The sequence below is a fragment of the Streptomyces sp. NPDC091280 genome (assembly GCF_044768565.1).
GTDB lineage: Bacteria > Actinomycetota > Actinomycetes > Streptomycetales > Streptomycetaceae > Streptomyces.
The window spans coordinates 472,440-495,063 of the sequence record NZ_JBIVUZ010000005.1; the positions used below are offsets into that span (position 1 = coordinate 472,440).

Genomic DNA, 22,624 nt, shown 5'->3' on the forward strand with positions numbered 1-22,624 from the left:
AACGCCCCCGGGGCCCATGGGGTCCGGGGGCGGCGGGGTGAGTGGGTCAGCGGGCCAGGCGGAAACGCGCCGCCAGGGCCTGCATCCTGCGGTCGACCGAATCGCGTGACAGCCGAGTGGCAGCGGCCGGCTCGGTGTCGGTGTCGGCGCCGCGAGTGGACTCACCCGGCTCGCGGTCGATCGCCGTCAGCAGATCGAGTAGCTCGGGCCGGTACTGGGCCCGCTTCTCGATCGCGGTCTTGTCGCCCCGGCGGACGAGGGCGGTGGCCACGGCCCGCAGGCCGGTCTCCGTGTCGTCGTACGCGGGGAAGGTGACGGCGGAGACCTCGAACAGCTTGACCTCGCGCAGGATCCGCAGCTCGGCCTGGACGGTGTCACCGTCCGTGGTCTCGACGTCGATCAGCTGCCAGTCGTCCTTGACGACCTGGAAGCCGAAGCTCATGCCCGTGATGTTGCCGTTCCTCACGTTGGCCTTGAGGTCGCCGACGTACGACAGGGCCGGGTCGAGGGCCGAGTCGACCGGCAGACCAACATCGTCCTGGGCCAGGTCGAGGGTGCCGGCGGAAACCCTGGACACGACGTAGTAGGTGTCGTGGTCGATCAGGAACCGGCTGTCGCCCTCGTCCAGGGTCTTGGTGAAGCAGCCCTCGGCGATCTCCTCGTAGAAGCCCCAGCGCAGCGGATTGCCGATGCTGGTCCGGGAGTTGAACTTGGCCGCATACCCGGTGAACCGCTCGGCGCCGTTGTCGCCAGCGGCGCGGATGGCGAGGCCTGCCGTGGACAGCGGCAGGCGGCGGCGCTCCTCAGTCGTCGTCCTCGTCAGGGTCCTCATCGTCCTCGCTCCCTTCCTGGGGCTCAGGTGCTGGTTCGATCTCCAGCGGCGCTACGGGCAGGGCCAGGAGGCGGTGGGCCTCGGCCAGATGCGCCGCCGCCCGCACGGCCGCGGGCAGCTGCTCGTGCCCCCCGAGGAGGGTGATCGACTCCCGGGCCCGGGCCGCCGGTACCGGGTCGGGGGCGAGCGGGTTGACGCCGAGGGGCGCCATGTAGGTGGGTTGCAGGTAGACGTCTCCGCCCTTGCCCGCCGGCAGTGGGGACATGTCCTCGAACCCGCGTACGTCGTCCGCGGAGTACGCTCCGACGTCGCGCATCGCCCGGTAGAACGTCGCCCTCGCCGAGCTGTCACCGCGCAGCAGCCCCTGCACCGAGTACTTGGCGTACTGGTTCGCCGGCAGCAGTTCCTTCGTGATGCGCTGCTCGGTCGGCTGGAGCCACGTCGGGCCAAGGTCGAACACGACCCAGGCGCCCGCCTGCTGCTCCAGCCCGGTCCCCCACGATGTGGACTTCGCCGTCTCCATGAGGAGGAACAGCGGCACGCCGAACATGCGGGCGACCTCGGTGATCTGGAACTCGCGGGACTCCAGGAACTGGGCGTCCTTGTAGGGCATCGTGACGGTCTTGAACTCGGCGCCGGAGTCCAGGACGGCGATCTCCTGGCTGTTGCGCCAGCCGCCCATCTTGGCCCGCCACTGGGCCTTGAGAGCGGCGGCCTGGTCGGGCTTGAGCCGCTGCTCGGTCTGAAGGACGCCGGCCATGACGTTGCCCTTGCCGTACAGGCGGGCCGCGCTCTTCTCGGCGGCCTGGGCCAGGCCGATGCCCTCGGCCGCCAGGCGCACGGGCGAGCAGCCGGTGACGCCGTCGTAGCCCAGCCCGGGGATGTGGAGGATCTCCCGGGAGGTCAGCGCGTGCTGGACACCCCAGTCGTCGGTGACCTCGAACACCTTGCCGCTGGGCAGCAGGTCGTCCGGCGGCACCTTCCCCACCCGGACGCGGTCGGGCATGATCGGCCAGACCTCGGTGATCACACCGGCCCGGTTGCGGATCTTCTGGCCGTAGCCGTTGCCCCAGAGCGAGCGGTGCACGTAGAGCAGCCGCCACAGCTCCAGGGGGGTCAGGTCCGGGTGCGGATCGTCCAGCAGCGGGGACGACACGCTGTCGCGGGTACCGCGGACGTACGGGTGCAGGGGCAGGCTCGCGGACACCGAGGAGATCAGGCCGACCGAGCGCCACACCGCTGGCATGTGCAGCGAGGACCTCTCGGTGACCGGCATCCCCGACTCGTTCTCGACGGCGCCGAGGTAGGCGCCCACCGCCTCAGAGGTCAGGGGCAGCGCCGGGCTTTCCAGACTCCGCTGTTCGAACAGACCGAACAGGCTCATTCCTCACGCCCCTTCCGCCGGGGCTGCCTGGGCGCCTGCCGGGCCGTCTCCCGCTCGACGGCCACGACCCCCAGGACGCCCCCCAGCATCAGCGAGGCGGGCACGTAGAGCATGCCGACGCCGGCCAGGAACAGGACGACGAACGCGACGTCCAGCACCAGCAGTACCTGCGGCTTCGACAGCTTCGCGATCTTCACCATACGTTCGGCGCTCCCTCGTCCTCGGCGTCGTGGAACATCTCCCACCCCCACAGCGCGTTCGTCGCGGACACGAGCGGACTGATGTCGACGCCGTCCGACTTGCGCGCCCAGGCCCACGCGTCGCCGACCTCGCGCTTCTTGGCGCCCGCCAGCGCGGCCGTCAGCGGCGCCTGGCCGAGGTGGTAGAGGGTGGCGGTGTCCATGACGTGGTCGTGGAACATCCCGCAGGCCTGCGTCACTTCGCGGACCTTGGGGCAGTGCAGACGCTCCGAGCGGTCCGGCCGATCGGGGTCGTCCTCGAACATCAGGGCCTTGCGCACCGCCGGCACCAGCGAGCCGGCCGGGCCGCCCTCGTCGATCACCCACGCGCAGGGGTTCCACTTCCGGTCGCGCTCGATGACGTAGTCGACGACCCAGTCCGTACCGGGCCGGTGCGCGACCACCTCGGCGTGCCGTCCGTTCCCCGACGCGCCGACCACGCTGATGGCTGTCCAGGTCCGCTCGGGGTTCGTGTCGATGGCGAACGCCACCGGGTCCCCGGGCTGCGACTTGGCGTCCTCGCAGGCCTCCCACTTGTCCTTCGGGATGACCTGCCAGGTCTCGTCCGTGACCTCTGGGTAGTCGCCCACGCCCAGGCGCTCGCGGTCGAACAGGTCGGGCCGCATGCTGCGCATCTCCTGCAACACGTACGCGGTCCTGATCCGGATACCCAGCGCCGGGTTGGCGCGGGCGAAGGAGCGTTCCTCACCGCGGTCGTCGTGGGCGTCGCACACGATGCGGCCCTCGGCGTCGGTCGGGCACTCCTTCGCGTGCTGCGCGATCGAGTGCTCGATGTAGCACAACGACTGGTCGGGCTGACCGCCGGCCAGGGCCCGGGCGCGCAGCAGTGCCAGCTGCTCGCTCTCCTCGCCCAGACCGGCGCTGCCGGTGTACACCAGCTGCGGGTTGGGGCGGGCGGAGAGAACCGGCATGAGGGCGCCGATGGGAGCGGCGCGCAGCTTCATGCACTCGTCCATGAGGACCAGGTCCCCGGAGAACCCTCGGCCGCTGTCACCGCCGCGAGCCAGGAAGCGGATGCGCGCCCCGTTGAAGAACGTGAACCCCTCTTCGCCGTGCGAGCGGCGGACGTTCTTCACACGGCGGGACAGGGCGTAGGAGCCCTCGATCATCTGGTCGAGCCGCAGGAAGGACTCGGCCGCGGTGTTGAACTGGTGGGCGGTGTGGATGACGAGCTTCCCGCCGAACAGGATGACCTCGCCCAGCTGCCTGATCTCCAGGAAACCGCCCTTGCCGTTCTGGCGGGTGACGTTGAGGACGGCGTCCAGCGCGGCCCAGCGGCCCTCGTCGTCCTCGACCAGGGAGTGGTGCAGGGCGAGGCGCTGCCACGGGTCGAGGTTGACGCCCGAGTCCTCGGCGAGGTCGATGCACTCCTGGCCGGCGGGCGACGTGAAGTCGAGTGCCTCTTGGTCCTCGGTGCCGTCCCACCGTCCGGTGTCGACGCGCCGCCGCCACGGGACGGACAGGATGCGTGGTGTCTGGCAGCCGATCATCCGGAGCCCTTGGCGAGCCGGGAGAGACGCGCCTGCCGCTTCTCGGTGAGCTGGTCGATGCGGTCGCCGCGCTCCTTGGGGGGAGCGGCGGCCCGTACGACGCCCAGGGCCTGGCGCAGCTCGCGGGCCACGGCGGCTGCGGCCTTGGGGTCGGGCGCGGAGTCGAGTTCCTTCGCGAGGCGTGCGGCAACTGCGGCCTGTGCGTTCTCGGTCGGGGAGACCCCGAGGTCGGACAGCTCGGCGAGCGTCGCCCTGGTGACCGCGCCGGCGCGCAGCACGCGGCGCTTCGGAGCGTCATCCATCGGACATCACCCCCCGTAACCAGGCAGAGGGTCACACAACGTGACAGATGATCAGTTACCGAGCGTCACGAGGATCGGGTGACAGCGCGTCACTTTTCACTCGAACTCAGTTCGCGTGCAAGATCGATCGCCGCGGGGAGAGAAACGGGCGACAAGGGCTTTTGGGTCGCCCGGCTGCCTCCCGAACTTACGATCCACTCTCCGCCCCTCGCGTCCGGCCGGGCCGCTCGCGAGCCGCAATTGAAGATCGACAACGCGCGTTCGAGCCTCGTCGACGGGCCGAGCGCGGCGCGTCACCACTCGCGTGAGGCCTGGGCAGTGACGGGGCGTGACCCACCCTTGCGGTAGTCCCGATACCACTTGGTGACCACACCGTCCATGGCAGGTGAGCGCATGGCCGCGACACGCTCGCGCACGACGTCTTCGCCCGGATCGACCGTGACGACCTGAGCGCCCAGGCGCCGGTAGCGGGCCCGCGCCTTGGGGCTGGGCATGGTGTGGATCAACCAGACGTCGACGTCGTCGACGTGCTGCAACGCCTCGTCGATGGCCGCATACCGGGCCCGCTGGGCAACACGTACGTGGACGCGGTCCTGCGACCACTGCGGGGCGCCCGGGCCGGTGAGCGCCTGGGTGATGCGGTCGAGGTCGATGACGATGTCTGCGGCCTGGGCGTGCGCCTGGATCCACGTGCTCTTGCCCGCAGCTGGTGGCCCGGTGATGACGTACAGCACGGCGTGTCACCTCCCGCTGACCGCTACGGGTGCGGACGGCCTGCGGGGACCACGTCCGCGCTGTCTCCGGGCCGGGCAGGGTCGGGGACTTCCACCATGCCGGTCACGGGCAGTTCGCCGGTGGCGAGGGCCTGGGCGACGCGGGCCCACATCTCAGCCAGCTTGAGGGCCTCGGTGGACCGTACGCCGTGGAAGTCGGCGAGACGGCGTTCCTGGGCTATGCGGTCGCCCTGCCGCGCGATGGCGGGGTTGTAGGCGGCGCGCGAGCGGTCCTCGTGCCCGATCGCTTCCACGTACTCGCCGTTCGCCGTCCAGGCCCAGAAGACTGCGCGTTCCTGGGCCTCACGCAACCGTCCAGTCCGCTGCGCTTCGTACCTCTGCTCGTCGTCGCTCATGGTCACCAACTCCTCGGGTGCGGTGCTCGTCGCCCCACGCACGTGGCGTTGTGTCGGCGGAAGAGGCGGCAGGCGATCCGGCGGGGCACGACGTAGGCGAACTCCCGGGGCTCGCCGAGGAGGAAGCGGAGCCAGTAGGCCAGGCCGGTGGCGTTGTGGCTGTACTCGTACCAGCGCGGCGGACGCGGGCCGGTACGGATGCGCAGCTGCACGCGGGGGTCGCTCGGCATGGTCACCACCTCCTCGACGCCCGGGGCTGTGCCTGGACGATGCGGTTGCCTCGCGCCGAGTTGCACTTGCGGTGTGCTGAGCGGGCGTTGGCCGGGTCGAGGAGGTCGCCCCCGCGCGTGAGCGGGATGGCGTGGTCGAGGGTGAAGGCCCACTTGCTGCGCTGTGCGGCGTAGCCGGTGAGGGTGTAGTCGATCTCGTTGCCGCACCACCAGCAGGGCAGGTGCAGGGCGCGCTGCCAGACGGTGAGGCGGCGGTAGGGGCGCCCGTTGCGGGGGTTGCCGGCCACGGGCGCCTCCTGGGGCTACAGGTCGTCGCCGAGGACCTCGCGGCGTGCGGCGGTGGCCTTGCGGTTGAGGGCGTTGCTCATCCGTACGGCGGTGAAGGTCAGCAGCAGGAACGCGACGACGAACAGCACCTGCGTGACGGCGCTGACGATGTGGACGTGCTGGGTGCCTCTGGCGAGGAAGAACATGATCACGTTGCCGGTGGCCCAGGCGAACCAGATACGGAACTTCTCGACGCGTACGGCTGACTGGACGGCGCGGTAGTCGCTCATGTGTCCCCCCAAGGACGATCGGTCGGCTGAGGGGCATCATGCCGTGGCGTACACGGTGCGTGGCGCGTGTGTGGCTGTTCCGTGACGTCGGTCCCGCTGCCCGGCCCCGGTCCCACGCTGCGGTCGCTGGCGCGCCCGTAGGGGTTCCGGCCGCCTCGCCGGGCAGCGGGAGTCAGTGGGCGCCGACGCCGACCAGGCGCAGGGCGCGCTTGCGGGTGGCTTTCTCGGCGCGGGCGATGTCGACGAGGGCGTACAGGGGGTGGCCTTGGTCGTCGAGTCCGGCGGGGTCGAGGTGGCCGCGGGAGGCCCACTTGCGGATGGCGGCCGGGGTGACGGTGGCGGGGGTGCCGGTGCCGAACCGGCGCCACTTGGTGGCGTGGTCGGCTGCCTGGGTGGTGGTGTAGAGCACGGTCGTCCTTCCCGCCTGGGTGTGCCGCAGCCCCGGGCCTGTGTGGTCCGGGGCTGCGGTTGCGGGCGGGTGGTTTCGGCCCGCGGTTGCCGGGGCGCGAGTCCGGCTGTTCCTGCGCTGGGCGGTTTCCCGCGTCCGTGAATTCCGTGGTGGGCACACGTGTGCCGTTGGCAGGAGTGTGACGCTAAGTTGCGATCTTGTCCAGCTCGAACACGCATACGATCAGGCGTACGAGGCGAGCGCGCGTACGGCGTCGGCGATGTCGGCGGCCGTGTCCTGGTCCGACACGTACTCGTCGACCTCGGCGAGGAGCTGGGTGAAGGGCTCGGGGAGCACGCTGGGGGCGTCCCGGTGCCGCCCCGTGGTGGGGAGGCTGCGCCAGCCGTCGGGGGCCAGGACCTGGTCGACGGCCTGGGTCACGGTCTCGGGGGTGCAGACGGTGGGCGAGGCGAGCGGGGAGCTGTTGTTGCCGCGTCCGTCCCGGTCGAGGGCCATCCACTCCCATCCGGTGATCTGGTTCCAGTGCAGGACCAGTCCGTGATGCCAGCCCGCGGCGCGGGCCCGGTCGGCGTCGAGGGTGACGACCAGCTCCATCAACATCACCTCGCCGTTGTCGGAGTCGTAGGCGGTCCATGACTCGGCGGGGTCGTACCGGTCGCCGAGCGCCTCCATGACGGCGTCGGCGTACGGGTCGTGGGGCAGTTGCTCGGGCATGTCGGGGTTCCTCTCAGCTGATGACGTACGTCTTGTGGAGCGCGCCGGCGTCGGCGAGGTAGTCGAAGACGTCGGTGGGCTGGAGGCGCTCCGGGGGCAGCGGGGCGATGTCGAGGGTGCGGGTGCCGAGGGATTCGGCGACGTCGGCGACCCACCGGTCCTGTGCGGCGTGGTCCTCCTCGGCCATGGCGGGGCGGACGATGGCGCGCAGCTGCTCGTGCTGTTCGACGAGCCAGGCCGAGCAGCACGGCTGGTACATCGCGGCGGCCAGGGGTCCGTCGAAGTCCAGGCCGGTCAGGTGCCGGAGGATCGCGCGGAAGGCCTGCGCCTCGATGGGGAGGTGGTGTGTGACGGCGAGGACGGGCGCCAGGTCGAAGGTGCGCACGGGGCTCAAGTCGCTCTCCTTGGTTGTGGGCGGTTGTTCAGCCTGCCGCAGGGCGAGGTAGCGCGCGGCGTGTTCGTCGTACTGGTCGGGGGTGAGCTTGTGGCCGCAGTTGAGGCAGTGGATGTCCCAGCGGCCGTCTGTGCGGACGAGGGTGCAGAGGTCGCAGGCGGGGCAGGGTGCGGCGCGGGGGTGCTGCTGCGGGGTGGTGTGGGTGAGGTTGCGCAGGCGGCGGACGAGGTCGCCGACCTGGCGGTGGTACTCGCCGGCCACGGGGAGCGTGAGGGTGAACGGCAGGTAGGCGAGGAGCCAGCGGCACCAGCCGGGGACGGTCTCGCCGTAGGTGGGCCAGGCCTGGTCGCAGGGCTGGGTGCGGGCGGTGCCGTACGCGTCGCGTCCGGCGGACGGGTAACCGTAGGCGATGTGTCCGGCCCAGCTGCCTAGCAGCACGCGGATGGGCACGGTGGTGTCCTCGTCGTCGTCGACGGGGCCGCCCGGTACGGGGTGGCCGGGGCCGAGGAGGACCAGGACGCGGAGGTCGACGGGCAGCGGGGCGTGCGCGCGGCCGGTACCGCCGAGGCGGCCCTCGGCGGGCCGTCCGGCGGCGGCCACGAATTCCTCCAGGAGGCGCGCCTGTTGCGGGATCTCGGCGAGCCAACCGCGGAGTTCACCGGAGTGGACGAGGCACAGGTGCTGTCCGTCCGGGGCGGTGCGGGGGCAGAGGGGGCAGCTGCTCACAGGGTGGGTGCTCCGGTGTACGCGTGGCAGGCGCCGCAGTAGCCGTAGCGCTTGTCGTCGGGGTGGTGGGAGGTGCGGGTGCAGCGGGGGCAGATGAACGGCAGCGGCCCGCAGTACCGTTCCAGCTGCTGGGCGACGTGCTGCTCGTCGTGTCCGCCGACGAGGGCGATGCGCAGGGGTGGGAGGCCGAGTTCGGCGAGGTCGACGAGGATCGGTTCGTCGGCCAGGAGCCGGGTGGTGTTCTCGCGGGTGAGGCCGAGGAGGACGAGCGGGTCGCCGGCGCGGTCGCGTACGCGGACCTTGATCATGGGGCGACCTCGATCCGGTCGAGGGGTGTGCCGTCGTGGAGCTGGTCGAGGAGTTCGCGGAGCCTGCTGCGGGCGAGGCGGTCGCGGCGCTTCAGTGAGGCCTGGGCGCGGGCGGGAAGTGCTCTCCAGCAGGCCAGGCAGAGGTAATGGCCGACCTCGCGCGGCAGGGCGCAGGAGGGGCAGACGAGGTTTCCTGCCGGGTCGGCGCCGTTGGATCGGCTGCTCATGATCGTTCTTTCCGGCCGGGAGCGCCCGGCCATGGCTACTGGATAGTAATACCGGTGGTCTCGCGCGCCTGCGTTCGCGCGCGCGGAACGCAGGCGCGTGCGCGCGCGAGGCGTGGGGTCAGGTGAGGTGGCCGTGGTGGGGGTCGCGGTCGTGGTTGAGGGTGTTGCGGATGGTCTGGCGCCAGTAGGCGCGGATGCGGTCACGGGCGTTGTCGGTCTCGGGGCAGAGGCGGCCGTCGACGACGGCGCGGGCGCAGATCTGGGTGAGGTCGCGGGCCCGCTCGTCGGTGGTGGTGAACTGCTCGGCCACGTTGACGGGCAGGAGGTAGCGGAGCCGGCCGGGGCTGAGGGTGCGGGCGTCGTACGGGCCGTACTCCGGGTTGAGGGCGACGAGGTTGATCTCGTGGGTCATGCCGGGCCGGTGCAGGTTGGCCGGGGGGACGTCGGGGATGTGGGCGAGGGAGACGAGGGCCAGGGCGTACTGCGTCCAGGCGGGGTGCCAGCAGGGGGCGGTGATGATCCAGCTGTCGAGGCCGGCCGGTGTGACCGCGCGGTAGTTCGACTCCGGGACGCGGTGGGCGGTGCCGTAGGGGCCGGCGTGCTCGGTGATGATCATGGCCTTGTGTCCTTGCGTGCGCGCGTGAGGTGGTCGTAGAGGGTGTTGAGGGCGCCGACGAGGGCGAGGAGCAGCACGGTGAGGGTGGCGATGATGGCGAGGGCCCAGCCGTAGTAGGCGTGGACGAGGACGGCGAGGGTGGTGAGGGCCTCGACCAGGAGGGTGCCGGTGCTCATCTGGTGTTCCGGCGGGTGCGGAGGTTGGTGGCGGTCTCGTGGGCGAGGGCGCCGGCGCCGATGAGGGCGCTCACGGCCCAGCCCGGTTCGCCGTTGAGGAGACAGGCGAGGCAGGCGAGGAGGCAGACGAGGGCGAGCAGGGCGGTGAAGGCGATGGATCCGCGGCTGGGGGGCGGGCAGGTGCAGCGGCGGGCGGCGGCTGCGGCGAGGGTGGTGACGGCGTAGCCGTATCCGGTGAGGCTGGCCTCGATGTGCTCGGCGGCCTGGGTGGTGTGGAAGGGGCCGCCGGGGTCGCTGGTGATCCAGTAGTTGTCGAGGGCGGCGGCTATCGCGTCCTGGGGTGTGACGGGCTGGGGCGAGTGGTGGCTCATGGGGTGGCTCCGGTGTCGGGGGATGGATTCGAACGTGCGATCGGTTCGCGTGTGGGTCACCGGGGCCGCCAGGGTGCGGGTCGCACGCCGGTGCGTGCGCGGGCGGCGGTGCGTCGTGCTGCTGCGGCCTGGGCGCGGGCGGCGGCCTGCCTGCGGGCGAGGGCGACGGGGCAGCTGGCGAAGTGGGGCTGTCGCAGGACCTCGCGGTCCTCGGCGACGGGGCGGTCGTTGCTGAGCTGCCGCGTCCAGTAGTCGGTGTCCTTCACCGAGACGGCTTGGTTGCCGGTGGGGTCCTCGGGCGGGTCGATCGGGATGATCCGCCGGTGCTTGGTGGTGAGGGCGTAGAGGACGCGTCGGCCGCAGTCGTCGCAGGTGCCGTAGCCGGTGGTGGTCCGGCGTGGGGTGGGGCTCGGGTACATGGCAGTTGGGGTGTCCTTCCTGGTCAGGCGGTGGGTCGGCAGGCGGCGCAGAGGCCGGCTGGCAGGGGGATGCGGGCGGGGCGTTGGCATCGGGTGCACTCGTGCCAGGGGCGGCCGATATGGGGCGGGTGCGCGGATCGAGGGGGTCGCGCGGGCCGCGGTACCGTCTGGCCGGTCCGGAGTTCAGCGCAGGCCTTGCACGGTGCACCGGTGTGGGCGACGAACCCGAAGTGGCAGCTGGTCATGCCGCACTTGGTGCGGACGGGCAGGACGGCGCCGAGGAGCCAGCGGCCGGGGTCGCGGATGTCCTCGGCGGGGGTCCAGGCGCGCAGGCGGGTGATCTGGTCGCGGATCGCCTCGGGCCAGATCCCGGAGTCGAGCTGGGCGCCGATCTCGCGGGCGATGCGCCGCTGAGCGAAGGGTGTGACGCCGGGCAGGAGATCCGCGACGGGCTCCAGGGCGGCCCAGACGCGCGGGGAGAGGGTCAGCTCGGGTCCGGCGTACGCGGGGCGCGCAGAGGGGCGCACACGGCCCCGGAGGGCGGCCGGGACACTCGCCGCGTTACCGGCGGTATCCACAGAGGGGCCGACCCACTTACGGTCATCTCGCCTACGGCGGAAAGAACCCCCCACCTGCGTGGTTCTCACGTCAGTCAGTTCTGGGTCTTCCTTAGACGCGAGGGATCCGCCAGTCGCGTCCGCTCCCGATCCGCCATCTGTGTCCGGTGGCAGGGGCTCGTCGACGAGGAGGTGCAAGGGGTGATCGTGGACCTCGTACTCGTGGCGGCCGTGGTCCCCGGCGCGCCGGTGCACGGTGATCCACCCGAGCGTTTCGAGTTCGTCCGTCATACGGCGCGCGGAGCGCTCGGTGACGTCCAGGAGCGCGCCGAGCTCGGCGGCCGTGACGGGCGTCCTGGTCGCCACGGCGTACGCGAGCGCGGCGTACAGGACGAACAGCGGGTGCCGCATGACCTTCGCCGCGAGGACCGACACGAACGCGAAGTGCTCGCCACGGTCGAGGGCGCGGGTGCGGCGCTCGGCGGTCTCGCCGTCGCCGGCGCGATCGGTACGGCGGACGGTCGTCATCTCCGGGATGCCGTCCGGGCCGGGCGCGGACAGCTCGGCGAGGTACCGCTCGGCCGTCCGTTTCGAGTCGCCCATGTACCCGGCGAGGGTGAGCACGCCGGCGCGGCAGCCGTCCGAACGCTGGCCGAGCGCGGTCACCTGCGCGTGATACGCGACCGCGCCCGGCGAGTAACTGGCGCTGCCCCACACGCGCTTGGGCACCTTCACCTTCTGCCGGTACCAGGACGGCTCGTCCTGCCCGCGGGCAGCACCACCGGCCCCGCCGCGGGTGCGGCGGGGCTCGGCAGGCAGCTGCTCGGGCAGGTGGGTCACGGGGTCCTAGCTGGTGTCGCCGGCGAGCGCGTCGCCGGCGGGAACGGTGTAGGTCGCGCCGCACGGACCGGTGCGGATACCGGGGCCGGTGTGGCGGTGGAGCGCACCGCAGCCGCCCGTGCCGTCGCAGCGCACCGTGTACTCGGTGCGGCCGGACGTCACGATCGGATCGGCGTGCACGGCGGCGGGGCCGCCCCAGCGGGGCGGATCCTCGGGCAGCAGCGATAACTGGTCCTGCTCACCGGGCACTTGGCACCTCGCCGGTATGCGGAGGCTCCGTACGGGCGGCCACGGGCGGCAGGGTGAGCGTGATCGGCCGCGCTATCTGGGTCTGCGCGCCCGGGGCGAGCGGCGGGCGCCACATGTAGCCGCCCCGTTGCAGGTCGCGCAGCGCCAGCTTCACCAGGCGCGGCGTCACATCGGTCAGACGGGACAGAGGACGGAGGTACTGAATGCCGTCCTCGGGCAGCACGCCGGACTCGCCGGCGTGGTGGGCCAGGACGAGCGCGAGCAGGCGCGCGTCACGGTAGAGGTCGCCGGACATGACGGCCTCCTCCCAGCGGTGCCGGTCGTACGGCGCCACCGGCCGGGGGTCCGCGGGGGGTGCAGGGTCGGCGGCGGCCGGACAGCGCGCGGTCATGAGGTCGCCCGGGGTCGGAACAGATCTTCTGGCGAGTTCCACGGATGTCTCCTGGTCAGGTGAGGGGTGGCCCGGGGCAGTGCAGGGCGTGGTGGCTGGTGATGACGCGGGTGAAGTGGGCGACGCGCAAGGCTCCGGAGGTCGCCCAGTCGCAGCCGTAGAGGCAGGTGAAGCGGACGGCCGGGGGCCTCAGCCAGCGGCCGTCGCGGGTGCAGTGGCCGAAGTCGACGTGCAGCCCGAACAACTGCTCGACGGGCGCCCACCCGGCCACCGCCGTACCTACCGGCTCGCGGCGGGCGCGGCGGCCGGGGACGGTGCCGGCACCTCGCCGCAGACCGGGCTACAGCCCGCCGCGAGCAGCAGGGCCAGCGAGATCAGGAACCACCAGCGGTACACAGCGACCACCTCATTCGTACGGATGTTCGGTATGGGGTGGGTCCGGCCGCCCCGAGGGGAGGGCGCGCGGCTAGGCGGCCGGACCCGGTCTCAGGCGCCCTCGGCCGGGCGGTCAGCCGGGGGCGGGGTCGGGCCGGACGGGCGCATGTCCACGGAGCGGACGACGAACCGCTGCCCCGGCGCGATCCGTCCGGCCGCGAGCTCCTGGCGGTACTGGTGTGCCAGGCAGACGACCGCCAGGTGCACCAGGGCCTCGGGCGACATGCCGGACTGCGCCAGTACGGCGAGGTCGCGGCGCAGCGCCGGCGCCTGGCGCACGTCGATGCCCGCCAGCGGATCGGCCAGGAACCGGCGCGGGAGCGCCGCCTTCGCGCCCGTCGCATCGTCCGGCGCACCAGGCAGCGCGGCCTCGACGGCATCAACCTCGCTGGCCTGCGGCGCGTGCGCCGATTCCGGCTCAGCGGGTGGCGCATCGCCCGGCGCGGCATCCGGCGCGTCCTCCATCAGGTCGCGGCGCACCGTGTCCTTGCCTACGCCCAGCCGCTTCGCGATGGCGCGCTGGCTCATGCCCTCGTCGTGCAACTGGCGCACCAGGGTGCGCCGATCCGTACGCGTCACTGCGCCACCACCCCAGTCGGCGGTCCGCACACGCAGTGCCCGTCGACGGCGCCCTGGCCGATCTCGCAGGCGCAGTAGATCGGGCCGAGCGGTCCGTCGACGGTTTCGCCGTAGCAGTGGTCGCACTCACCGGGCTGCCACTCGTCCGGATCGCCCGCGCACTCGCAGCCGCACGCACAGCCCCGGTCGCACGAGCAGCGGCACATGCCCTCGCCGCACGACTCGTCGACGCCGAGGACGGCCTCGTCGACGTAGGTGTCCTCGCTCACCACGCACCGCCGATGTGGACGGGGCGGCCGTCGCGGACGATCGTCAGCCGGTGCGGGCCGGCCTCCATCCACGGTTCCGACAGCGGGTCCAGGGCGTCCTCGACCGCGAACACACCGGCTACGCCCTCGACGGGCTGCCCGCCGTTGGCGGAGGCATGGAGCAGACGCAGCGACAGCATGCCCTTGTGCTGGCCAGCCTCGACGGCATACGCCTCCCCGAACGGGGGGAACTCCCCAGCCAGCTCGTAGGCGATCAGGACCAGGTCGCCAGGGCGCGCGGGGTACCAGGGCGCGGAGGTGAGCCGGGCATAGCCGGCCGTCAGTGCGCCGACCTCGGCGCCGATGTCGCGGCGGCGCTTGGCCTCGTCCGCCTCGGCCAGCGGGCTGAGGGGCCGCTCGCCGAGACGGACGTAAAGGGCGGTGGCGATGTGCACGGCGACGTCGTGGACATCGCCTGCCCAGACGTTGCCCTCAGCGCCCATGTCCCCGGTCGCACTCGGGGCGCGGCCCCAGATACGGGTGGCCGGGACGTGCGGACCCATCTTCGCCAGGGCCTCGGTGATGATCTGTCGCTCGACAGACCGGTTCATGGTGCAGTCCTTCGGTTGGCCCGGGCGGGCGGGACGGGTGTCAGGGCACGTCCCGCCCGCCCGGAGATCAGGTGGTGGTCTCGGAGCTGGCGCGCCGGCGGCGCGCGGTGGCGAGGGCCTCGACCGGCACGGTGACGCGGAACCCGGCGGCCACCAGCTGGTCGGCCTGGCGGGCGGCGATGCGCCGCAACTCGCTCTGTTCCAGGCGGAGTTCGACGGACAGGCCGGCGGCCAGGACGTCGACCGCGGCTTCCACGACGATGCCGGTACGGGGCACTAGTCCTCCAGGTGGTGACGGCCGCGGGCCGCACGGACACGACGGCCCCGGGCGAGGGCGAACTCGGGATGCCACGGCGCCCGGGGCGAGAGGTCCGGGTACGGACGCATCGGCTGGCGCGGGGGCTGCACGACGCGGACGGGCGGGCGCCGTTCATCGAGCGTCTCGATGAACCCCGCGACCACGAACAGGACGAACACGGCCAGCACGCCCAGGATCAGCCAGACCTCGACGCTCACCGGATCACGCCCCGCTCGTCGTACTGGGCCAGGGCGATGTCGAGATAGACGGCCTCGGACCAGCGGTCCAGCCCGGGCGGGGGCGACCACGTCGCGCCCTCGTCGAGGGGCTCCTCGGCCAGGTGCAGCGCGGCGTGCGCGATCAGCCGGGGATCGGCGAGGACGTCGACGGCCAGCAGGCGGCAGGTGTCGTAGGCGTCGTGCGCACTCCACCCGGTCACGTGCGACCACGCGAGCGTCAGCCCACGGTCGCGCACGGCCTCGTCCAGGAGCGCCGTGCCGGCCGGCCACACCGCCCGCAGGAACAACTCCGGGGCGCCGCTCCGGCCGTCGCGGACACCGGTCTCGACGGCGGCCGGAGGCATGCACACCGCGAGGAGTTCGGCGTGCACGGCATCCGCGTACGGGAGCTGCGGCACGCCCGGAAGCGCCCGGGTGGACTCGCCGGCAGACGGCTGGGCGCCGACGCTGGTGTCCTTCCCGGCCACCGCGGGCCTACGGGTCTCCTCGATGGCGCTCACGCCACACCCCGCTTTACCGGCTGCTCGGCCAGGCGCTCACCGATCCACCGCGCGGCAGCGTTCACCGTGCGCAGCGGACGGCCGCCACGGCCTCGGCCGTCGTTCGCGTGCTCGAAGCGGATGCGCTGCACGTAGCCGAACTGACCGTCGGGGCCCGGCACGGCGAGCGCCGTCCACACCACACCGCCACGGTCACCGCGGCTCTGGCTGATCTGCCCGACCACCGTGGCCTCCGTGATCTCCTTCACCTTCAGACGGGTGACGACGAAGTCGTGCGGCTCGGCCTCCCGGAAGCGGCCGAGATCGAGCCAGGGAGTGCCGGGCCAGAGCAGCAGACCGGCCGCCTGACGGGGCGCCAACCCGTACCCGAGCCACTTTGTGGACGTCACCGACTCACCGGTGTCCTCGGTCTGCTCACCGGTGATCACCCGGGCCACGCCGCACGAACGGCACACGATCCGCACCACGGACTTGTCGAAGCTGTTGCCGTGTCCGCAGTACTCCTTGTCCGCGCACTCGTGCTTCGGCCGCTCCTCGCCGTAGCCGACGTGCCGGTACGCCTTCTCCTCGGTGCGGAAGGAGACGTCCCACGCGGGCCTCTTGCAGTCGCGCAGGTGCTCGGGCTTCTCCCAACCCAGGTAGGAGTCGAGTGCCGACGTCACACCGCACCCCCCGTGGCCTCGCCGCGCTCGTCCGCGAACCCGGCCTCGGTCGCCTCGGCCACCTGCACCATGTACTCGTCGGACGCGCCCGGGCCGTACTGCGCGTCGAGGTAGGAGGCCTCGTCGTACACCTGCTCGCCGGGGTCACCAGCGGCGGCACGGTCCTCGGCCGCGATCTCGTGGCCGGCGCGGGCGAGGGCGTCGACCACGCACACGTCGCAGCAGTACCAGCGCGGGCCGTCGCCGAGACTGGCGATCTCCAGACGGGACCAGCCGAACAGGTCGCCGGGGTCGAGGTCGTGATCGGTGCCGCAGTTCGGGGTGGGGCACTTCGCGCGGATGTCACGGATCACGGAGTCGACCAGGCTCGCGAGGGCCGCGCGCTGCTCGCCGTCGACGACGAGGTCGGCGCGGCCACCGTAGGAGGAGACGCACTCGACGACGGCATCCGTGCGGGCGGACCCCGCCTCGGGCACCTGCGCGCGACCCGTCCACGTCAGCGTCATCGGCGGGCTGCCGTCGTACGCGGTCTTGGCGAACTCGACGGCCGCCGCGACCTCCGCGACCGGCACATGGTGCCAGCCGGGGCGGCCCTCGATCAGACGGCCCACGGCCTCGACCTGACGCTGCGCGCCCGCCATGCGGGCGAGCTGACGGCCACGCTCGGCCATCTCCGCCGCGTCCTCGGCATGGGCCTGCTCGGCGGAGGCAGTCGCGATGTCGCGGGCCCGCTGCGGGTCGAACAACAGACCGGCGTCGGCCTCGGCCTGCGCCAGCTCCTTCGCGGTCGCCGCACCGCCGGCCATCGCCGCAGCGATGACGCCCGCCGCAGCGCCGACCGGATCGACGTACGAGGGGCCGACCGGTACGGGCAACACGGCGCCGTACGCGGCGAACACCGCGGCGGCCTGCTCCCGTGTCGCGGCGGGCGGGGACTCAGGGGGCATAGGCCCCGGGGTCTGGGATGATGCGGTCACGGGTGATCCACTCCTTCAGTAGGTGCGGGGGTGGGTGTGCCGAGGGGTCGTGCCGGGGTCCAGCCCGGGGCGGCCCCGTTCTCATGTGGTCAGGCGGCCATCGGGCGGCCCTGCTGCTGGCGTTCGGAGGGCGAGGAGGCTGGCCCCGATTCCGGGGCCAGCAGCAACGCGAGCTGCGCGTAGGTCTCAGGCGTGACGGGCGGCCAGTCGTCGACCATGCGCCGGATGCGTTCCTGCCACTCCGGGCGGATCACGCCGTACTCCCGGCCATCTCTCGTTCGAGAGGCGGCATCAGGTCGGCGATCTCACAGCTCAGTGCGTTCGCAAGGCGGCCGAGCAACTCCGGAGAGGCGCCACGGCCGCCGCTCTCAACCAGCGACAGATGCCCCTTGGTGACGCCCACGCGGCGAGCGAGGGATACCTGAGAGAGGCCCGCTTCCACGCGTCGACGGCGCACTCGCGCCGGGTCTTGGTTGTGTCCTGCGGTGCTCATGGCTGAAACGTACTGAAGACTTCAGAAAACTTCAAGTAGACGAGTGAAGCTTCAATGCCGAGTGGGAAGCTTCAATGCCGCCAGTGACGTGCATGCACGCTCGCGCCACAACGGGGCGCTAGCCCAAGTACAGTTAGCTGAAGTTTGCTGAAGTCGACTGAAGCTCCAGGAGGGCGCAGTGGGTCACCAGGAAGGCGAGGCTCCACCCGAGGCCTTGCTCATCCGTCTCGCACGCCAGGCCAAGGGGCTCAGCCCGGAAGCCGCCGCCGCCCTCTTGCCGATCAAGCTCAGCGGCAACCGATGGCGCCAGATCGAAAAGGGCTACGAGCGGCGCGTACCGCTCAAGTCCGTCCGGGCACCCGACGCCACCCTGGCCCACATGGCACACGTGGTCGGCGTATCGCCGGAAAGGCTGGACGACGTCGACCGCCCAGATGCCGCCAACATCCTCCGGGAGATCTTGCGCAGCGACGGCGAAACGCCCGCGAACTCCGAGGCGCTCACGACGCGCGAGCAGGAGATGTTGGCCGAGATGGTCGCATCTGCGGCGGAGGGTTTCGACCTGACCCCCGAACAGCTGGATGCGGCCATGGCGCGCGCTCGGCAGCTGGTGATGGAGCGTCGGGCGTCGCGAGCGGGTGGCGGTGGCGACGCCCAGCGGGGGCGTGCCAGCTAGTCACGATTGGATTACGGCTGGCCAATATTCAACCAAAAGCAATCGCTTGCGTAACAGGCTGATCACTCCACGCACATGTATGCATATGTCACCGACATGGACTGGGGGGTTCAGAGTGGTGATCAGCGTTGCGCAAGTGGTCGCGGCGATGGCTACGGGGGCGATGCTGCCAGTGACAGCCCTGCTGGCGGTCGAGGTGCACCGGCTGAGGCGGCGGAGCCAGACAGGGCGCCACCCCGCCGGGCCCCAGGAGCCGGTCGCGGAAGGCGGCGCTGATCCCGTCGATCCCGTTGAGGCGATTGCCCGGCTAGCCGCACACCGCTTCGACCTCGCAGATCAGGATCCGGATCCCGGATCCACCGCGGAGGGCGAGATCGGACGATCGAAAGCGCACCTGACCCTGGTGTCGCGCCCCTCCAGACCAGGGAAGAAACGTTCCTCCTCGACTCCAGCGAGCGAAGCACGCCGACCCCTGGGCTACCCGGCAGACGCTGCGGCACGGACACATCGCCCGGTCAGGCGGGACTGACGTCCTGGGCCGTGCGCCTCGGTGTGATCAGCAGCGTGTCGGGGTCGAGCCTGTAGGGGTCACCCTTGAGGACGACGACGTTCATGAGCAGCCGTACGATCTCGCGCCGTTGGCCGATGCTCTTGGCCGTCCACAGCTTGGCGGCGCCCTCCACGGTGGCGGCGCCGAGGAAGTCGGCGAGGGGACTGTCCGAGATAGCCTCTGCGAGCTGACTGCGGATGACCGAGATCTGCCGATCGCTCTCCGCCTTGACCGTCTCCAGCATCTCCAGGTCGATCGAGCGGCGGGCATACGACAGACTCGCCTCGGTCTTCTGCTGCTGAAGTCCCGTTATCTCCTCACGCAGCGCGGCCACGTCGATGTCAGGCCGAGGTGGCGTGATCAGCTCAACGAGGTCCGGGCGGGACAGCCGCTCGCACGCGACCGCCCCCACGTACTCGTCGACCAGTTCGGCGAGTTGGTTGCCCTTGTGGCAGGTGTTACACCGGTACACCGCTCCTTTGGAGTTGTGGCGGACCGTCACCATCCCGCCCTTGTCGCACTGCCCGCACTCCGCGCCGCGCGACTTCGAGATCAGCCACTTCGGCGTGTTACCCGGGCTCGTGACTCTGGCCGGGTCCTCCAGCAGCGTGATCAACGCCTGCCTGGTCTCCTCCGGGATGATCGCCGGCCACGCGTTCCACTTGATGATCTGGCCGTTGTTCACGGCATGCCCGGACACCCGCGGAGCAATGAGGATCCGGCGCACGGTCTTCTGTTGCCAACCACCGTGTTCCACCTTCTTGCCACCGCGCTTGAGCGTGCGGCCATCGGCCTGACTCACTGTGAGCACGCCGCGCGCGTTGATGCTGGCGAGGAGCTGGGCCATGTTGCCGCGGGTGGCCAGCAGCTCCTTCGCCCACCGGCGGATCTCTTTGGCCTCGTCCGGGCGGTGTTTGCCCATGTCGAGCACGGGCACGTCGACGTACTCGCGTTCGTCCAGAGGCGCCTTGGGATTAAGACACTTGCTACGCACACGGCCAGTAGGAACACCCCAACCGAAGCGACGGATGCCACCTCCATAAGCACCGGTGCGGGCCTGGCGCTTACGAGCCAGAGCGACGCGCTCTGACTTGATGCCCGATTCTTTGTTCGCGATGTTGATGTCTGCGATGAAATCGGCACGTCCTTGCGCACGCCTCAGGTTGTACTCACCTCTGGCGACGCTAAACAGTCGCACCTCGTGTGCGTTGAAGACATCGACCAGGTCGAGGCCCTCACGGACGTCACGGCACAAGCGGTCTGCGGCGGTTACCCGAACCGATGCAACCCTGTCCTGCGCGGCATCACGCAAGAGGCGTTGATAGTCAGCCCGTTCGCTTCCATTCCAGGCAGAGATTGAGTTATCGGTATAGCGCGCACCGATCGGCCGGCCCGCTTCCTCGCCATCCTCCTCGATCTCTTCATGCTGCGAATCGACGCCCTCGGCTGCACCACGGTCGTCGTCGGATACACGGGCGTAGGCAACGTCCAGGCGCTCTCGTATCAGCGCCACGGTGGGAGGTGTCATGCCTCGCATTGTGCATGTCCCAACCCATCTATGGGAGTCCCCACGGCGGTCGCCTCGAAGGCGATCAGCAGCACCACGGACACGATCCCGACGCTGAGCGCCCGATACGACCGCCCGAGCACCCCACCACGACACTCGACGGCCAGGTCGGAAGCGGTATCCGTGACGTCGGCGTCACGCGGTTCGAGGACGGTCATGCGGGCCAGCGTAAGGCTCATCCACCGGGTTGACCCCTGTCGAAAGACGGTCCCCCGCTAAGTCCTTGGTCGTACGACCGCGGCCCCACCACCCGCCCATTCATGAACGCGGTATGGCAGTCCCGTTGCGACACCACAGGCCCTCTTGTCCGGCCCCGCCCTCCCCCCATACGGTCAACTCACCAACCACGGCCGTGTGCCCGAGTGGTTCAGGGACTCGCCTGCAAAGCGAGTTACGCGGGTTCGATTCCCGCCACGGCCTCCGCTGCTGTGTCGGAAGGGCGGCATCCCCTCGGGGTGTCGCCCTTCCGTTCGTGTGCGGCTCAACCCCCGTCGGCCTTCGGTCGTCTTCTCGGGCGTGGAGATGGGGAATCTGGAGACCTTGGTGACATGGGTCGACGCACGCGACAGGCTGCCTCGGAGTGGTGTGCCGGTGGCGGCGGCGATCACCGGGCGGTATCCGGCGGACGGTGGAAGCCATGCTGACGGTGCGGGCGGTGCTGATGGCGCAGGCCGTGACGTCGAGGGTGGATCCGCTGCCGGTGAGGAATTCTGGCTGGTGCGGCCCATGTGCTTCGCCGCGCTGCACTTCGGTGCGGACGGGACCGAGTACCGGGACTGCTTCGTGGATTCCGACGGGGTCGTCCGGCTGCCTTACGGGCTCGGTAGTGCCGAGACCGTGACCCACTGGGCCGAACTGCCCACCCTGCCGGGCGGGATGACGACCCGGGGGGTTCTCGGGGAGGGTGTTCAGGTGGCTCTTCAGCGTGTCTGGGGGGACAGGCCCCGTACCTGACCTGCCACCACCCGCTGCCTCAGAGCACGCCTCCCGCCTCGTCCTGGAACGCCTCCGTCCAGTAGTGCGGGTGGCGGAGGCCTGTCGGGTCCACCGTCGCCAGGGTCTGGAGCATCGTCGTGGCCAGTTGGTCGTACGCCTCGGCTGTCAGCTCGCCCGAGAGGTCCGCGTCGATCGCTCTCTCCCGGTGGAGCAGCCAGAGGGTGAAGGCGAGGGTCGAGACGTCCGTGTTCAGGGGAGCGAGCGTCGCCTCCGGCTCGCTCCAGGTCAGGATCTCGCCCGTGGCGCCGTCCACCACCAGGCTGTTGTCCTCGACGAGATGGCCGAGGCGGATCAACTCCTGCGAGCGGGCGGGGAGTTCGTCGGCGGGTTCGTCCTCGTAGAACTCGGCCAGGGTGGGGAGCGGGACGTCCGTGTCCAGGTGGAAGAGGAGCGCGTCCTCGGGCAGGCCCGTCTCGCACAGGAAGCGACGGGTCGGCTCGTGGGTGAGGGTGGCGGGGAAGTCGACCTCCTCGAAGCGGGCCACCGCGCCCTGGCCGAACTCCTGGTCCAGCAGGCGGGCCGGGATGTCGAGGGTCAGCCCCGAGGTGGTGCCGGGGCCGGCGACCAGGGCCAGCGGGCGGATGAGGGCGGCCGCCTTCCAGAACGGGGGCACCTCGCCGTCCGTCTCCGACTCGAAGACCGAGAGCAGTTGGCGTGACGCCTCGGCCACCGTCTTCGGGCCGTGGCGGCCCTCGTAGGACGCGAACTGGCCGCGCAGGCCGGTCAGTTCGTCCGTGGTCGTGGTGAAGCGGGCCAGCGTCTCGATCGACGGGGCCAGTGGGCCGCTCTCCATCAGGTCCGGGCGGTCGTGGAAGAAGTACGTCGTGGCGATCTCGCCCGTCCCGCCGTCCAGCAGGATCGACTCCGCCTCCCCGCCGTCGGGTCCCCACAGCGCGCCTATCACCAACTGGTCCCGGAGTTCCTCGGCCAGCGGGTCGGGGTCGCCCAGCGAGTCGGCGACCGTCCGCAGGCCCTCCCTGCGCAGCTCCTCGAACGTCAACAGGCCGCTGTCGCCCGGCAGTCCGGGGCCGGTCAGCCAGCGGCGCGTGGACGCGTGCGTGACGTACGGATCGAGGTCGTCCTCGGTCAAGGTGATCGTGGTCGCCGTGGATCCGGCGTCGGCCCTGCTCATCGTTCCCCCGTGCATGGTTCCCCCGTGCGTGAATCTTCCCCGTGCGGCACCGGTGTCCCGCTGTCGTCCCCACTGCCCAG

The 22,624-nt window shown here is 71.2% G+C and carries 37 protein-coding genes, 1 tRNA gene and 1 pseudogene; 3 read left to right on the forward strand and 36 right to left on the reverse strand.

Annotation, left to right across the window (positions count from 1 at the left end; all coding sequences use genetic code 11):
- Nucleotides 1-46: 46 nt before the first annotated feature.
- The 33 genes from ACIQPR_RS18220 to ACIQPR_RS18380 form a co-directional block, all read right to left on the reverse strand.
- Nucleotides 47-832 carry an HK97 family phage prohead protease gene (locus tag ACIQPR_RS18220; protein ID WP_403649001.1) on the reverse strand — a complete coding sequence of 262 codons (786 nt, stop codon included), beginning with the start codon at nucleotides 830-832 and terminating at the stop codon, nucleotides 47-49.
- Complete coding sequence (locus tag ACIQPR_RS18225; protein WP_403649005.1) at nucleotides 804-2,216, reverse strand: phage portal protein; 1,413 nt, start codon at nucleotides 2,214-2,216, stop codon at nucleotides 804-806. The genes ACIQPR_RS18220 and ACIQPR_RS18225 overlap by 29 nt, the downstream gene beginning before the upstream one ends.
- Nucleotides 2,213-2,416 (reverse strand): hypothetical protein, encoded by a 204-nt coding sequence (locus ACIQPR_RS18230; protein ID WP_403649008.1) that lies wholly within the window; start codon nucleotides 2,414-2,416, stop codon nucleotides 2,213-2,215. The genes ACIQPR_RS18225 and ACIQPR_RS18230 overlap by 4 nt, the downstream gene beginning before the upstream one ends.
- Nucleotides 2,410-3,966 (reverse strand): terminase, encoded by a 1,557-nt coding sequence (locus ACIQPR_RS18235; RefSeq protein ID WP_403649010.1) that lies wholly within the window; start codon nucleotides 3,964-3,966, stop codon nucleotides 2,410-2,412. Before ACIQPR_RS18235 ends, ACIQPR_RS18230 begins: the two co-directional genes overlap by 7 nt.
- A complete protein-coding gene (locus ACIQPR_RS18240; protein WP_403649013.1) occupies nucleotides 3,963-4,268 on the reverse strand; it encodes a hypothetical protein in 306 nt (101 codons plus the stop codon). The genes ACIQPR_RS18235 and ACIQPR_RS18240 overlap by 4 nt, the downstream gene beginning before the upstream one ends.
- A 293-nt stretch (nucleotides 4,269-4,561) precedes the next feature.
- Nucleotides 4,562-5,002, reverse strand: a complete 441-nt coding sequence (locus ACIQPR_RS18245; RefSeq protein WP_403649016.1) for an AAA family ATPase — start codon at nucleotides 5,000-5,002, stop codon at nucleotides 4,562-4,564.
- A gap of 23 nt (nucleotides 5,003-5,025) precedes the next feature.
- Nucleotides 5,026-5,397, reverse strand: coding sequence for a hypothetical protein (locus ACIQPR_RS18250; protein ID WP_403649019.1), 372 nt, complete (start codon nucleotides 5,395-5,397; stop codon nucleotides 5,026-5,028).
- A 2-nt stretch (nucleotides 5,398-5,399) separates the two neighbouring features.
- Entirely contained in the window at nucleotides 5,400-5,627 is a 228-nt protein-coding gene (locus tag ACIQPR_RS18255; protein WP_403649022.1) for a hypothetical protein, read from the reverse strand.
- Between the two features lie 2 nt (nucleotides 5,628-5,629).
- The gene (locus tag ACIQPR_RS18260; protein ID WP_403649025.1) at nucleotides 5,630-5,914 is read right to left on the reverse strand and encodes an HNH endonuclease; all 285 of its coding nucleotides are present in this window, start codon (nucleotides 5,912-5,914) and stop codon (nucleotides 5,630-5,632) included.
- 15 nt (nucleotides 5,915-5,929) lie between these two features.
- A complete protein-coding gene (locus ACIQPR_RS18265; RefSeq protein WP_403649028.1) occupies nucleotides 5,930-6,184 on the reverse strand; it encodes a hypothetical protein in 255 nt (84 codons plus the stop codon).
- A 172-nt stretch (nucleotides 6,185-6,356) separates the two neighbouring features.
- On the reverse strand, nucleotides 6,357-6,593 hold the full coding sequence (locus ACIQPR_RS18270) for a MerR family transcriptional regulator (RefSeq protein ID WP_403649031.1): 237 nt from the start codon (nucleotides 6,591-6,593) through the stop codon (nucleotides 6,357-6,359).
- A 222-nt stretch (nucleotides 6,594-6,815) separates the two neighbouring features.
- Entirely contained in the window at nucleotides 6,816-7,307 is a 492-nt protein-coding gene (locus tag ACIQPR_RS18275) for a hypothetical protein (RefSeq protein WP_403649034.1), read from the reverse strand.
- Nucleotides 7,308-7,320: 13 nt separating this feature from the next.
- Entirely contained in the window at nucleotides 7,321-8,427 is a 1,107-nt protein-coding gene (locus tag ACIQPR_RS18280) for a hypothetical protein (protein ID WP_403649037.1), read from the reverse strand.
- Complete coding sequence (locus ACIQPR_RS18285; RefSeq protein ID WP_403649040.1) at nucleotides 8,424-8,735, reverse strand: hypothetical protein; 312 nt, start codon at nucleotides 8,733-8,735, stop codon at nucleotides 8,424-8,426. The genes ACIQPR_RS18280 and ACIQPR_RS18285 overlap by 4 nt, the downstream gene beginning before the upstream one ends.
- Nucleotides 8,732-8,962 (reverse strand): hypothetical protein, encoded by a 231-nt coding sequence (locus tag ACIQPR_RS18290; protein ID WP_403649043.1) that lies wholly within the window; start codon nucleotides 8,960-8,962, stop codon nucleotides 8,732-8,734. The genes ACIQPR_RS18285 and ACIQPR_RS18290 overlap by 4 nt, the downstream gene beginning before the upstream one ends.
- A gap of 118 nt (nucleotides 8,963-9,080) precedes the next feature.
- Entirely contained in the window at nucleotides 9,081-9,578 is a 498-nt protein-coding gene (locus tag ACIQPR_RS18295; protein ID WP_403649046.1) for a hypothetical protein, read from the reverse strand.
- Complete coding sequence (locus tag ACIQPR_RS18300) at nucleotides 9,575-9,754, reverse strand: hypothetical protein (RefSeq protein WP_403649049.1); 180 nt, start codon at nucleotides 9,752-9,754, stop codon at nucleotides 9,575-9,577. The genes ACIQPR_RS18295 and ACIQPR_RS18300 overlap by 4 nt, the downstream gene beginning before the upstream one ends.
- Entirely contained in the window at nucleotides 9,751-10,125 is a 375-nt protein-coding gene (locus tag ACIQPR_RS18305; protein WP_403649052.1) for a hypothetical protein, read from the reverse strand. The genes ACIQPR_RS18300 and ACIQPR_RS18305 overlap by 4 nt, the downstream gene beginning before the upstream one ends.
- A gap of 56 nt (nucleotides 10,126-10,181) precedes the next feature.
- Nucleotides 10,182-10,544 (reverse strand): hypothetical protein, encoded by a 363-nt coding sequence (locus ACIQPR_RS18310; protein ID WP_403649055.1) that lies wholly within the window; start codon nucleotides 10,542-10,544, stop codon nucleotides 10,182-10,184.
- A 23-nt stretch (nucleotides 10,545-10,567) separates the two neighbouring features.
- Nucleotides 10,568-11,941, reverse strand: coding sequence for a hypothetical protein (locus ACIQPR_RS18315; protein WP_403649058.1), 1,374 nt, complete (start codon nucleotides 11,939-11,941; stop codon nucleotides 10,568-10,570).
- Between the two features lie 6 nt (nucleotides 11,942-11,947).
- Nucleotides 11,948-12,190 carry a hypothetical protein gene (locus ACIQPR_RS18320; protein WP_403649061.1) on the reverse strand — a complete coding sequence of 81 codons (243 nt, stop codon included), beginning with the start codon at nucleotides 12,188-12,190 and terminating at the stop codon, nucleotides 11,948-11,950.
- Nucleotides 12,180-12,623: a hypothetical protein gene (locus ACIQPR_RS18325; protein WP_403649064.1), complete on the reverse strand. Its 444-nt coding sequence runs from the start codon at nucleotides 12,621-12,623 to the stop codon at nucleotides 12,180-12,182. The genes ACIQPR_RS18320 and ACIQPR_RS18325 overlap by 11 nt, the downstream gene beginning before the upstream one ends.
- Nucleotides 12,624-12,636: 13 nt before the next feature.
- Complete coding sequence (locus tag ACIQPR_RS18330) at nucleotides 12,637-12,852, reverse strand: hypothetical protein (protein ID WP_403649066.1); 216 nt, start codon at nucleotides 12,850-12,852, stop codon at nucleotides 12,637-12,639.
- A gap of 215 nt (nucleotides 12,853-13,067) precedes the next feature.
- Nucleotides 13,068-13,595, reverse strand: coding sequence for a helix-turn-helix domain-containing protein (locus ACIQPR_RS18335; protein ID WP_403649069.1), 528 nt, complete (start codon nucleotides 13,593-13,595; stop codon nucleotides 13,068-13,070).
- Nucleotides 13,592-13,864 (reverse strand): hypothetical protein, encoded by a 273-nt coding sequence (locus ACIQPR_RS18340; RefSeq protein ID WP_403649072.1) that lies wholly within the window; start codon nucleotides 13,862-13,864, stop codon nucleotides 13,592-13,594. The genes ACIQPR_RS18335 and ACIQPR_RS18340 overlap by 4 nt, the downstream gene beginning before the upstream one ends.
- Complete coding sequence (locus ACIQPR_RS18345) at nucleotides 13,861-14,454, reverse strand: hypothetical protein (protein WP_403649075.1); 594 nt, start codon at nucleotides 14,452-14,454, stop codon at nucleotides 13,861-13,863. The genes ACIQPR_RS18340 and ACIQPR_RS18345 overlap by 4 nt, the downstream gene beginning before the upstream one ends.
- Before the next feature lie 67 nt (nucleotides 14,455-14,521).
- On the reverse strand, nucleotides 14,522-14,731 hold the full coding sequence (locus ACIQPR_RS18350; protein WP_403649078.1) for a hypothetical protein: 210 nt from the start codon (nucleotides 14,729-14,731) through the stop codon (nucleotides 14,522-14,524).
- Entirely contained in the window at nucleotides 14,731-14,970 is a 240-nt protein-coding gene (locus ACIQPR_RS18355; RefSeq protein ID WP_403649081.1) for a hypothetical protein, read from the reverse strand. The genes ACIQPR_RS18350 and ACIQPR_RS18355 overlap by 1 nt, the downstream gene beginning before the upstream one ends.
- On the reverse strand, nucleotides 14,967-15,491 hold the full coding sequence (locus ACIQPR_RS18360; RefSeq protein ID WP_403649084.1) for a hypothetical protein: 525 nt from the start codon (nucleotides 15,489-15,491) through the stop codon (nucleotides 14,967-14,969). The genes ACIQPR_RS18355 and ACIQPR_RS18360 overlap by 4 nt, the downstream gene beginning before the upstream one ends.
- Nucleotides 15,488-16,153, reverse strand: coding sequence for a hypothetical protein (locus ACIQPR_RS18365; protein ID WP_403649087.1), 666 nt, complete (start codon nucleotides 16,151-16,153; stop codon nucleotides 15,488-15,490). The genes ACIQPR_RS18360 and ACIQPR_RS18365 overlap by 4 nt, the downstream gene beginning before the upstream one ends.
- A complete protein-coding gene (locus tag ACIQPR_RS18370) occupies nucleotides 16,150-17,130 on the reverse strand; it encodes a hypothetical protein (protein WP_403649090.1) in 981 nt (326 codons plus the stop codon). The genes ACIQPR_RS18365 and ACIQPR_RS18370 overlap by 4 nt, the downstream gene beginning before the upstream one ends.
- An 89-nt stretch (nucleotides 17,131-17,219) precedes the next feature.
- On the reverse strand, nucleotides 17,220-17,384 hold the full coding sequence (locus ACIQPR_RS18375; RefSeq protein WP_403649093.1) for a hypothetical protein: 165 nt from the start codon (nucleotides 17,382-17,384) through the stop codon (nucleotides 17,220-17,222).
- The gene (locus ACIQPR_RS18380) at nucleotides 17,381-17,623 is read right to left on the reverse strand and encodes a helix-turn-helix domain-containing protein (RefSeq protein WP_403649096.1); all 243 of its coding nucleotides are present in this window, start codon (nucleotides 17,621-17,623) and stop codon (nucleotides 17,381-17,383) included. Before ACIQPR_RS18380 ends, ACIQPR_RS18375 begins: the two co-directional genes overlap by 4 nt.
- A 178-nt stretch (nucleotides 17,624-17,801) precedes the next feature.
- Between ACIQPR_RS18380 and ACIQPR_RS18385 the strand changes: the two genes are divergently transcribed.
- Nucleotides 17,802-18,299 (forward strand): hypothetical protein, encoded by a 498-nt coding sequence (locus tag ACIQPR_RS18385; protein WP_403649099.1) that lies wholly within the window; start codon nucleotides 17,802-17,804, stop codon nucleotides 18,297-18,299.
- A gap of 515 nt (nucleotides 18,300-18,814) precedes the next feature.
- On the opposite strand, the gene ACIQPR_RS18390 is transcribed toward ACIQPR_RS18385, so the two are convergent.
- Both ACIQPR_RS18390 and ACIQPR_RS18395 read right to left on the reverse strand, forming a co-directional pair.
- Complete coding sequence (locus ACIQPR_RS18390) at nucleotides 18,815-20,377, reverse strand: recombinase family protein (RefSeq protein WP_403649103.1); 1,563 nt, start codon at nucleotides 20,375-20,377, stop codon at nucleotides 18,815-18,817.
- 35 nt (nucleotides 20,378-20,412) lie between these two features.
- Nucleotides 20,413-20,574, reverse strand: a pseudogene (locus tag ACIQPR_RS18395) (MFS transporter); the annotation flags it as partial.
- 190 nt (nucleotides 20,575-20,764) lie between these two features.
- On the opposite strand from ACIQPR_RS18395, the gene ACIQPR_RS18400 reads away from it, so the two are divergent.
- Nucleotides 20,765-20,836: transfer RNA gene (locus ACIQPR_RS18400), tRNA-Cys, on the forward strand.
- 102 nt (nucleotides 20,837-20,938) lie between these two features.
- Nucleotides 20,939-21,370 carry an AQJ64_40280 family protein gene (locus ACIQPR_RS18405; protein WP_403649106.1) on the forward strand — a complete coding sequence of 144 codons (432 nt, stop codon included), beginning with the start codon at nucleotides 20,939-20,941 and terminating at the stop codon, nucleotides 21,368-21,370.
- Between the two features lie 19 nt (nucleotides 21,371-21,389).
- On the opposite strand, the gene ACIQPR_RS18410 is transcribed toward ACIQPR_RS18405, so the two are convergent.
- Complete coding sequence (locus tag ACIQPR_RS18410) at nucleotides 21,390-22,544, reverse strand: SUKH-4 family immunity protein (protein ID WP_403649109.1); 1,155 nt, start codon at nucleotides 22,542-22,544, stop codon at nucleotides 21,390-21,392.
- Nucleotides 22,545-22,624 lie beyond the last annotated feature (80 nt).

Bases quoted from the DNA above. Each gene is read 5' to 3' on its own strand.
- ACIQPR_RS18275 (WP_403649034.1), bottom strand. From the start codon at position 7,307: ATGCCCGAGCAACTGCCCCACGACCCGTACGCCGACGCCGTCATGGAG.
- ACIQPR_RS18410 (WP_403649109.1), bottom strand. From the start codon at position 22,544: ATGAGCAGGGCCGACGCCGGATCCACGGCGACCACGATCACCTTGACC.
- ACIQPR_RS18285 (WP_403649040.1), bottom strand. From the start codon at position 8,735: ATGATCAAGGTCCGCGTACGCGACCGCGCCGGCGACCCGCTCGTCCTC.
- ACIQPR_RS18225 (WP_403649005.1), bottom strand. From the start codon at position 2,216: ATGAGCCTGTTCGGTCTGTTCGAACAGCGGAGTCTGGAAAGCCCGGCG.
- ACIQPR_RS18220 (WP_403649001.1), bottom strand. From the start codon at position 832: ATGAGGACCCTGACGAGGACGACGACTGAGGAGCGCCGCCGCCTGCCG.
- ACIQPR_RS18235 (WP_403649010.1), bottom strand. From the start codon at position 3,966: ATGATCGGCTGCCAGACACCACGCATCCTGTCCGTCCCGTGGCGGCGG.
- ACIQPR_RS18305 (WP_403649052.1), bottom strand. From the start codon at position 10,125: ATGAGCCACCACTCGCCCCAGCCCGTCACACCCCAGGACGCGATAGCC.
- ACIQPR_RS18300 (WP_403649049.1), bottom strand. From the start codon at position 9,754: ATGAGCACCGGCACCCTCCTGGTCGAGGCCCTCACCACCCTCGCCGTC.
- ACIQPR_RS18240 (WP_403649013.1), bottom strand. From the start codon at position 4,268: ATGGATGACGCTCCGAAGCGCCGCGTGCTGCGCGCCGGCGCGGTCACC.
- ACIQPR_RS18345 (WP_403649075.1), bottom strand. From the start codon at position 14,454: ATGAACCGGTCTGTCGAGCGACAGATCATCACCGAGGCCCTGGCGAAG.
- ACIQPR_RS18290 (WP_403649043.1), bottom strand. From the start codon at position 8,962: ATGAGCAGCCGATCCAACGGCGCCGACCCGGCAGGAAACCTCGTCTGC.
- ACIQPR_RS18310 (WP_403649055.1), bottom strand. From the start codon at position 10,544: ATGTACCCGAGCCCCACCCCACGCCGGACCACCACCGGCTACGGCACC.
- ACIQPR_RS18295 (WP_403649046.1), bottom strand. From the start codon at position 9,578: ATGATCATCACCGAGCACGCCGGCCCCTACGGCACCGCCCACCGCGTC.
- ACIQPR_RS18250 (WP_403649019.1), bottom strand. From the start codon at position 5,397: ATGAGCGACGACGAGCAGAGGTACGAAGCGCAGCGGACTGGACGGTTG.
- ACIQPR_RS18405 (WP_403649106.1), top strand. From the start codon at position 20,939: ATGGGGAATCTGGAGACCTTGGTGACATGGGTCGACGCACGCGACAGG.
- ACIQPR_RS18380 (WP_403649096.1), bottom strand. From the start codon at position 17,623: ATGAGCACCGCAGGACACAACCAAGACCCGGCGCGAGTGCGCCGTCGA.
- ACIQPR_RS18265 (WP_403649028.1), bottom strand. From the start codon at position 6,184: ATGAGCGACTACCGCGCCGTCCAGTCAGCCGTACGCGTCGAGAAGTTC.
- ACIQPR_RS18230 (WP_403649008.1), bottom strand. From the start codon at position 2,416: ATGGTGAAGATCGCGAAGCTGTCGAAGCCGCAGGTACTGCTGGTGCTG.
- ACIQPR_RS18390 (WP_403649103.1), bottom strand. From the start codon at position 20,377: ATGACACCTCCCACCGTGGCGCTGATACGAGAGCGCCTGGACGTTGCC.
- ACIQPR_RS18255 (WP_403649022.1), bottom strand. From the start codon at position 5,627: ATGCCGAGCGACCCCCGCGTGCAGCTGCGCATCCGTACCGGCCCGCGT.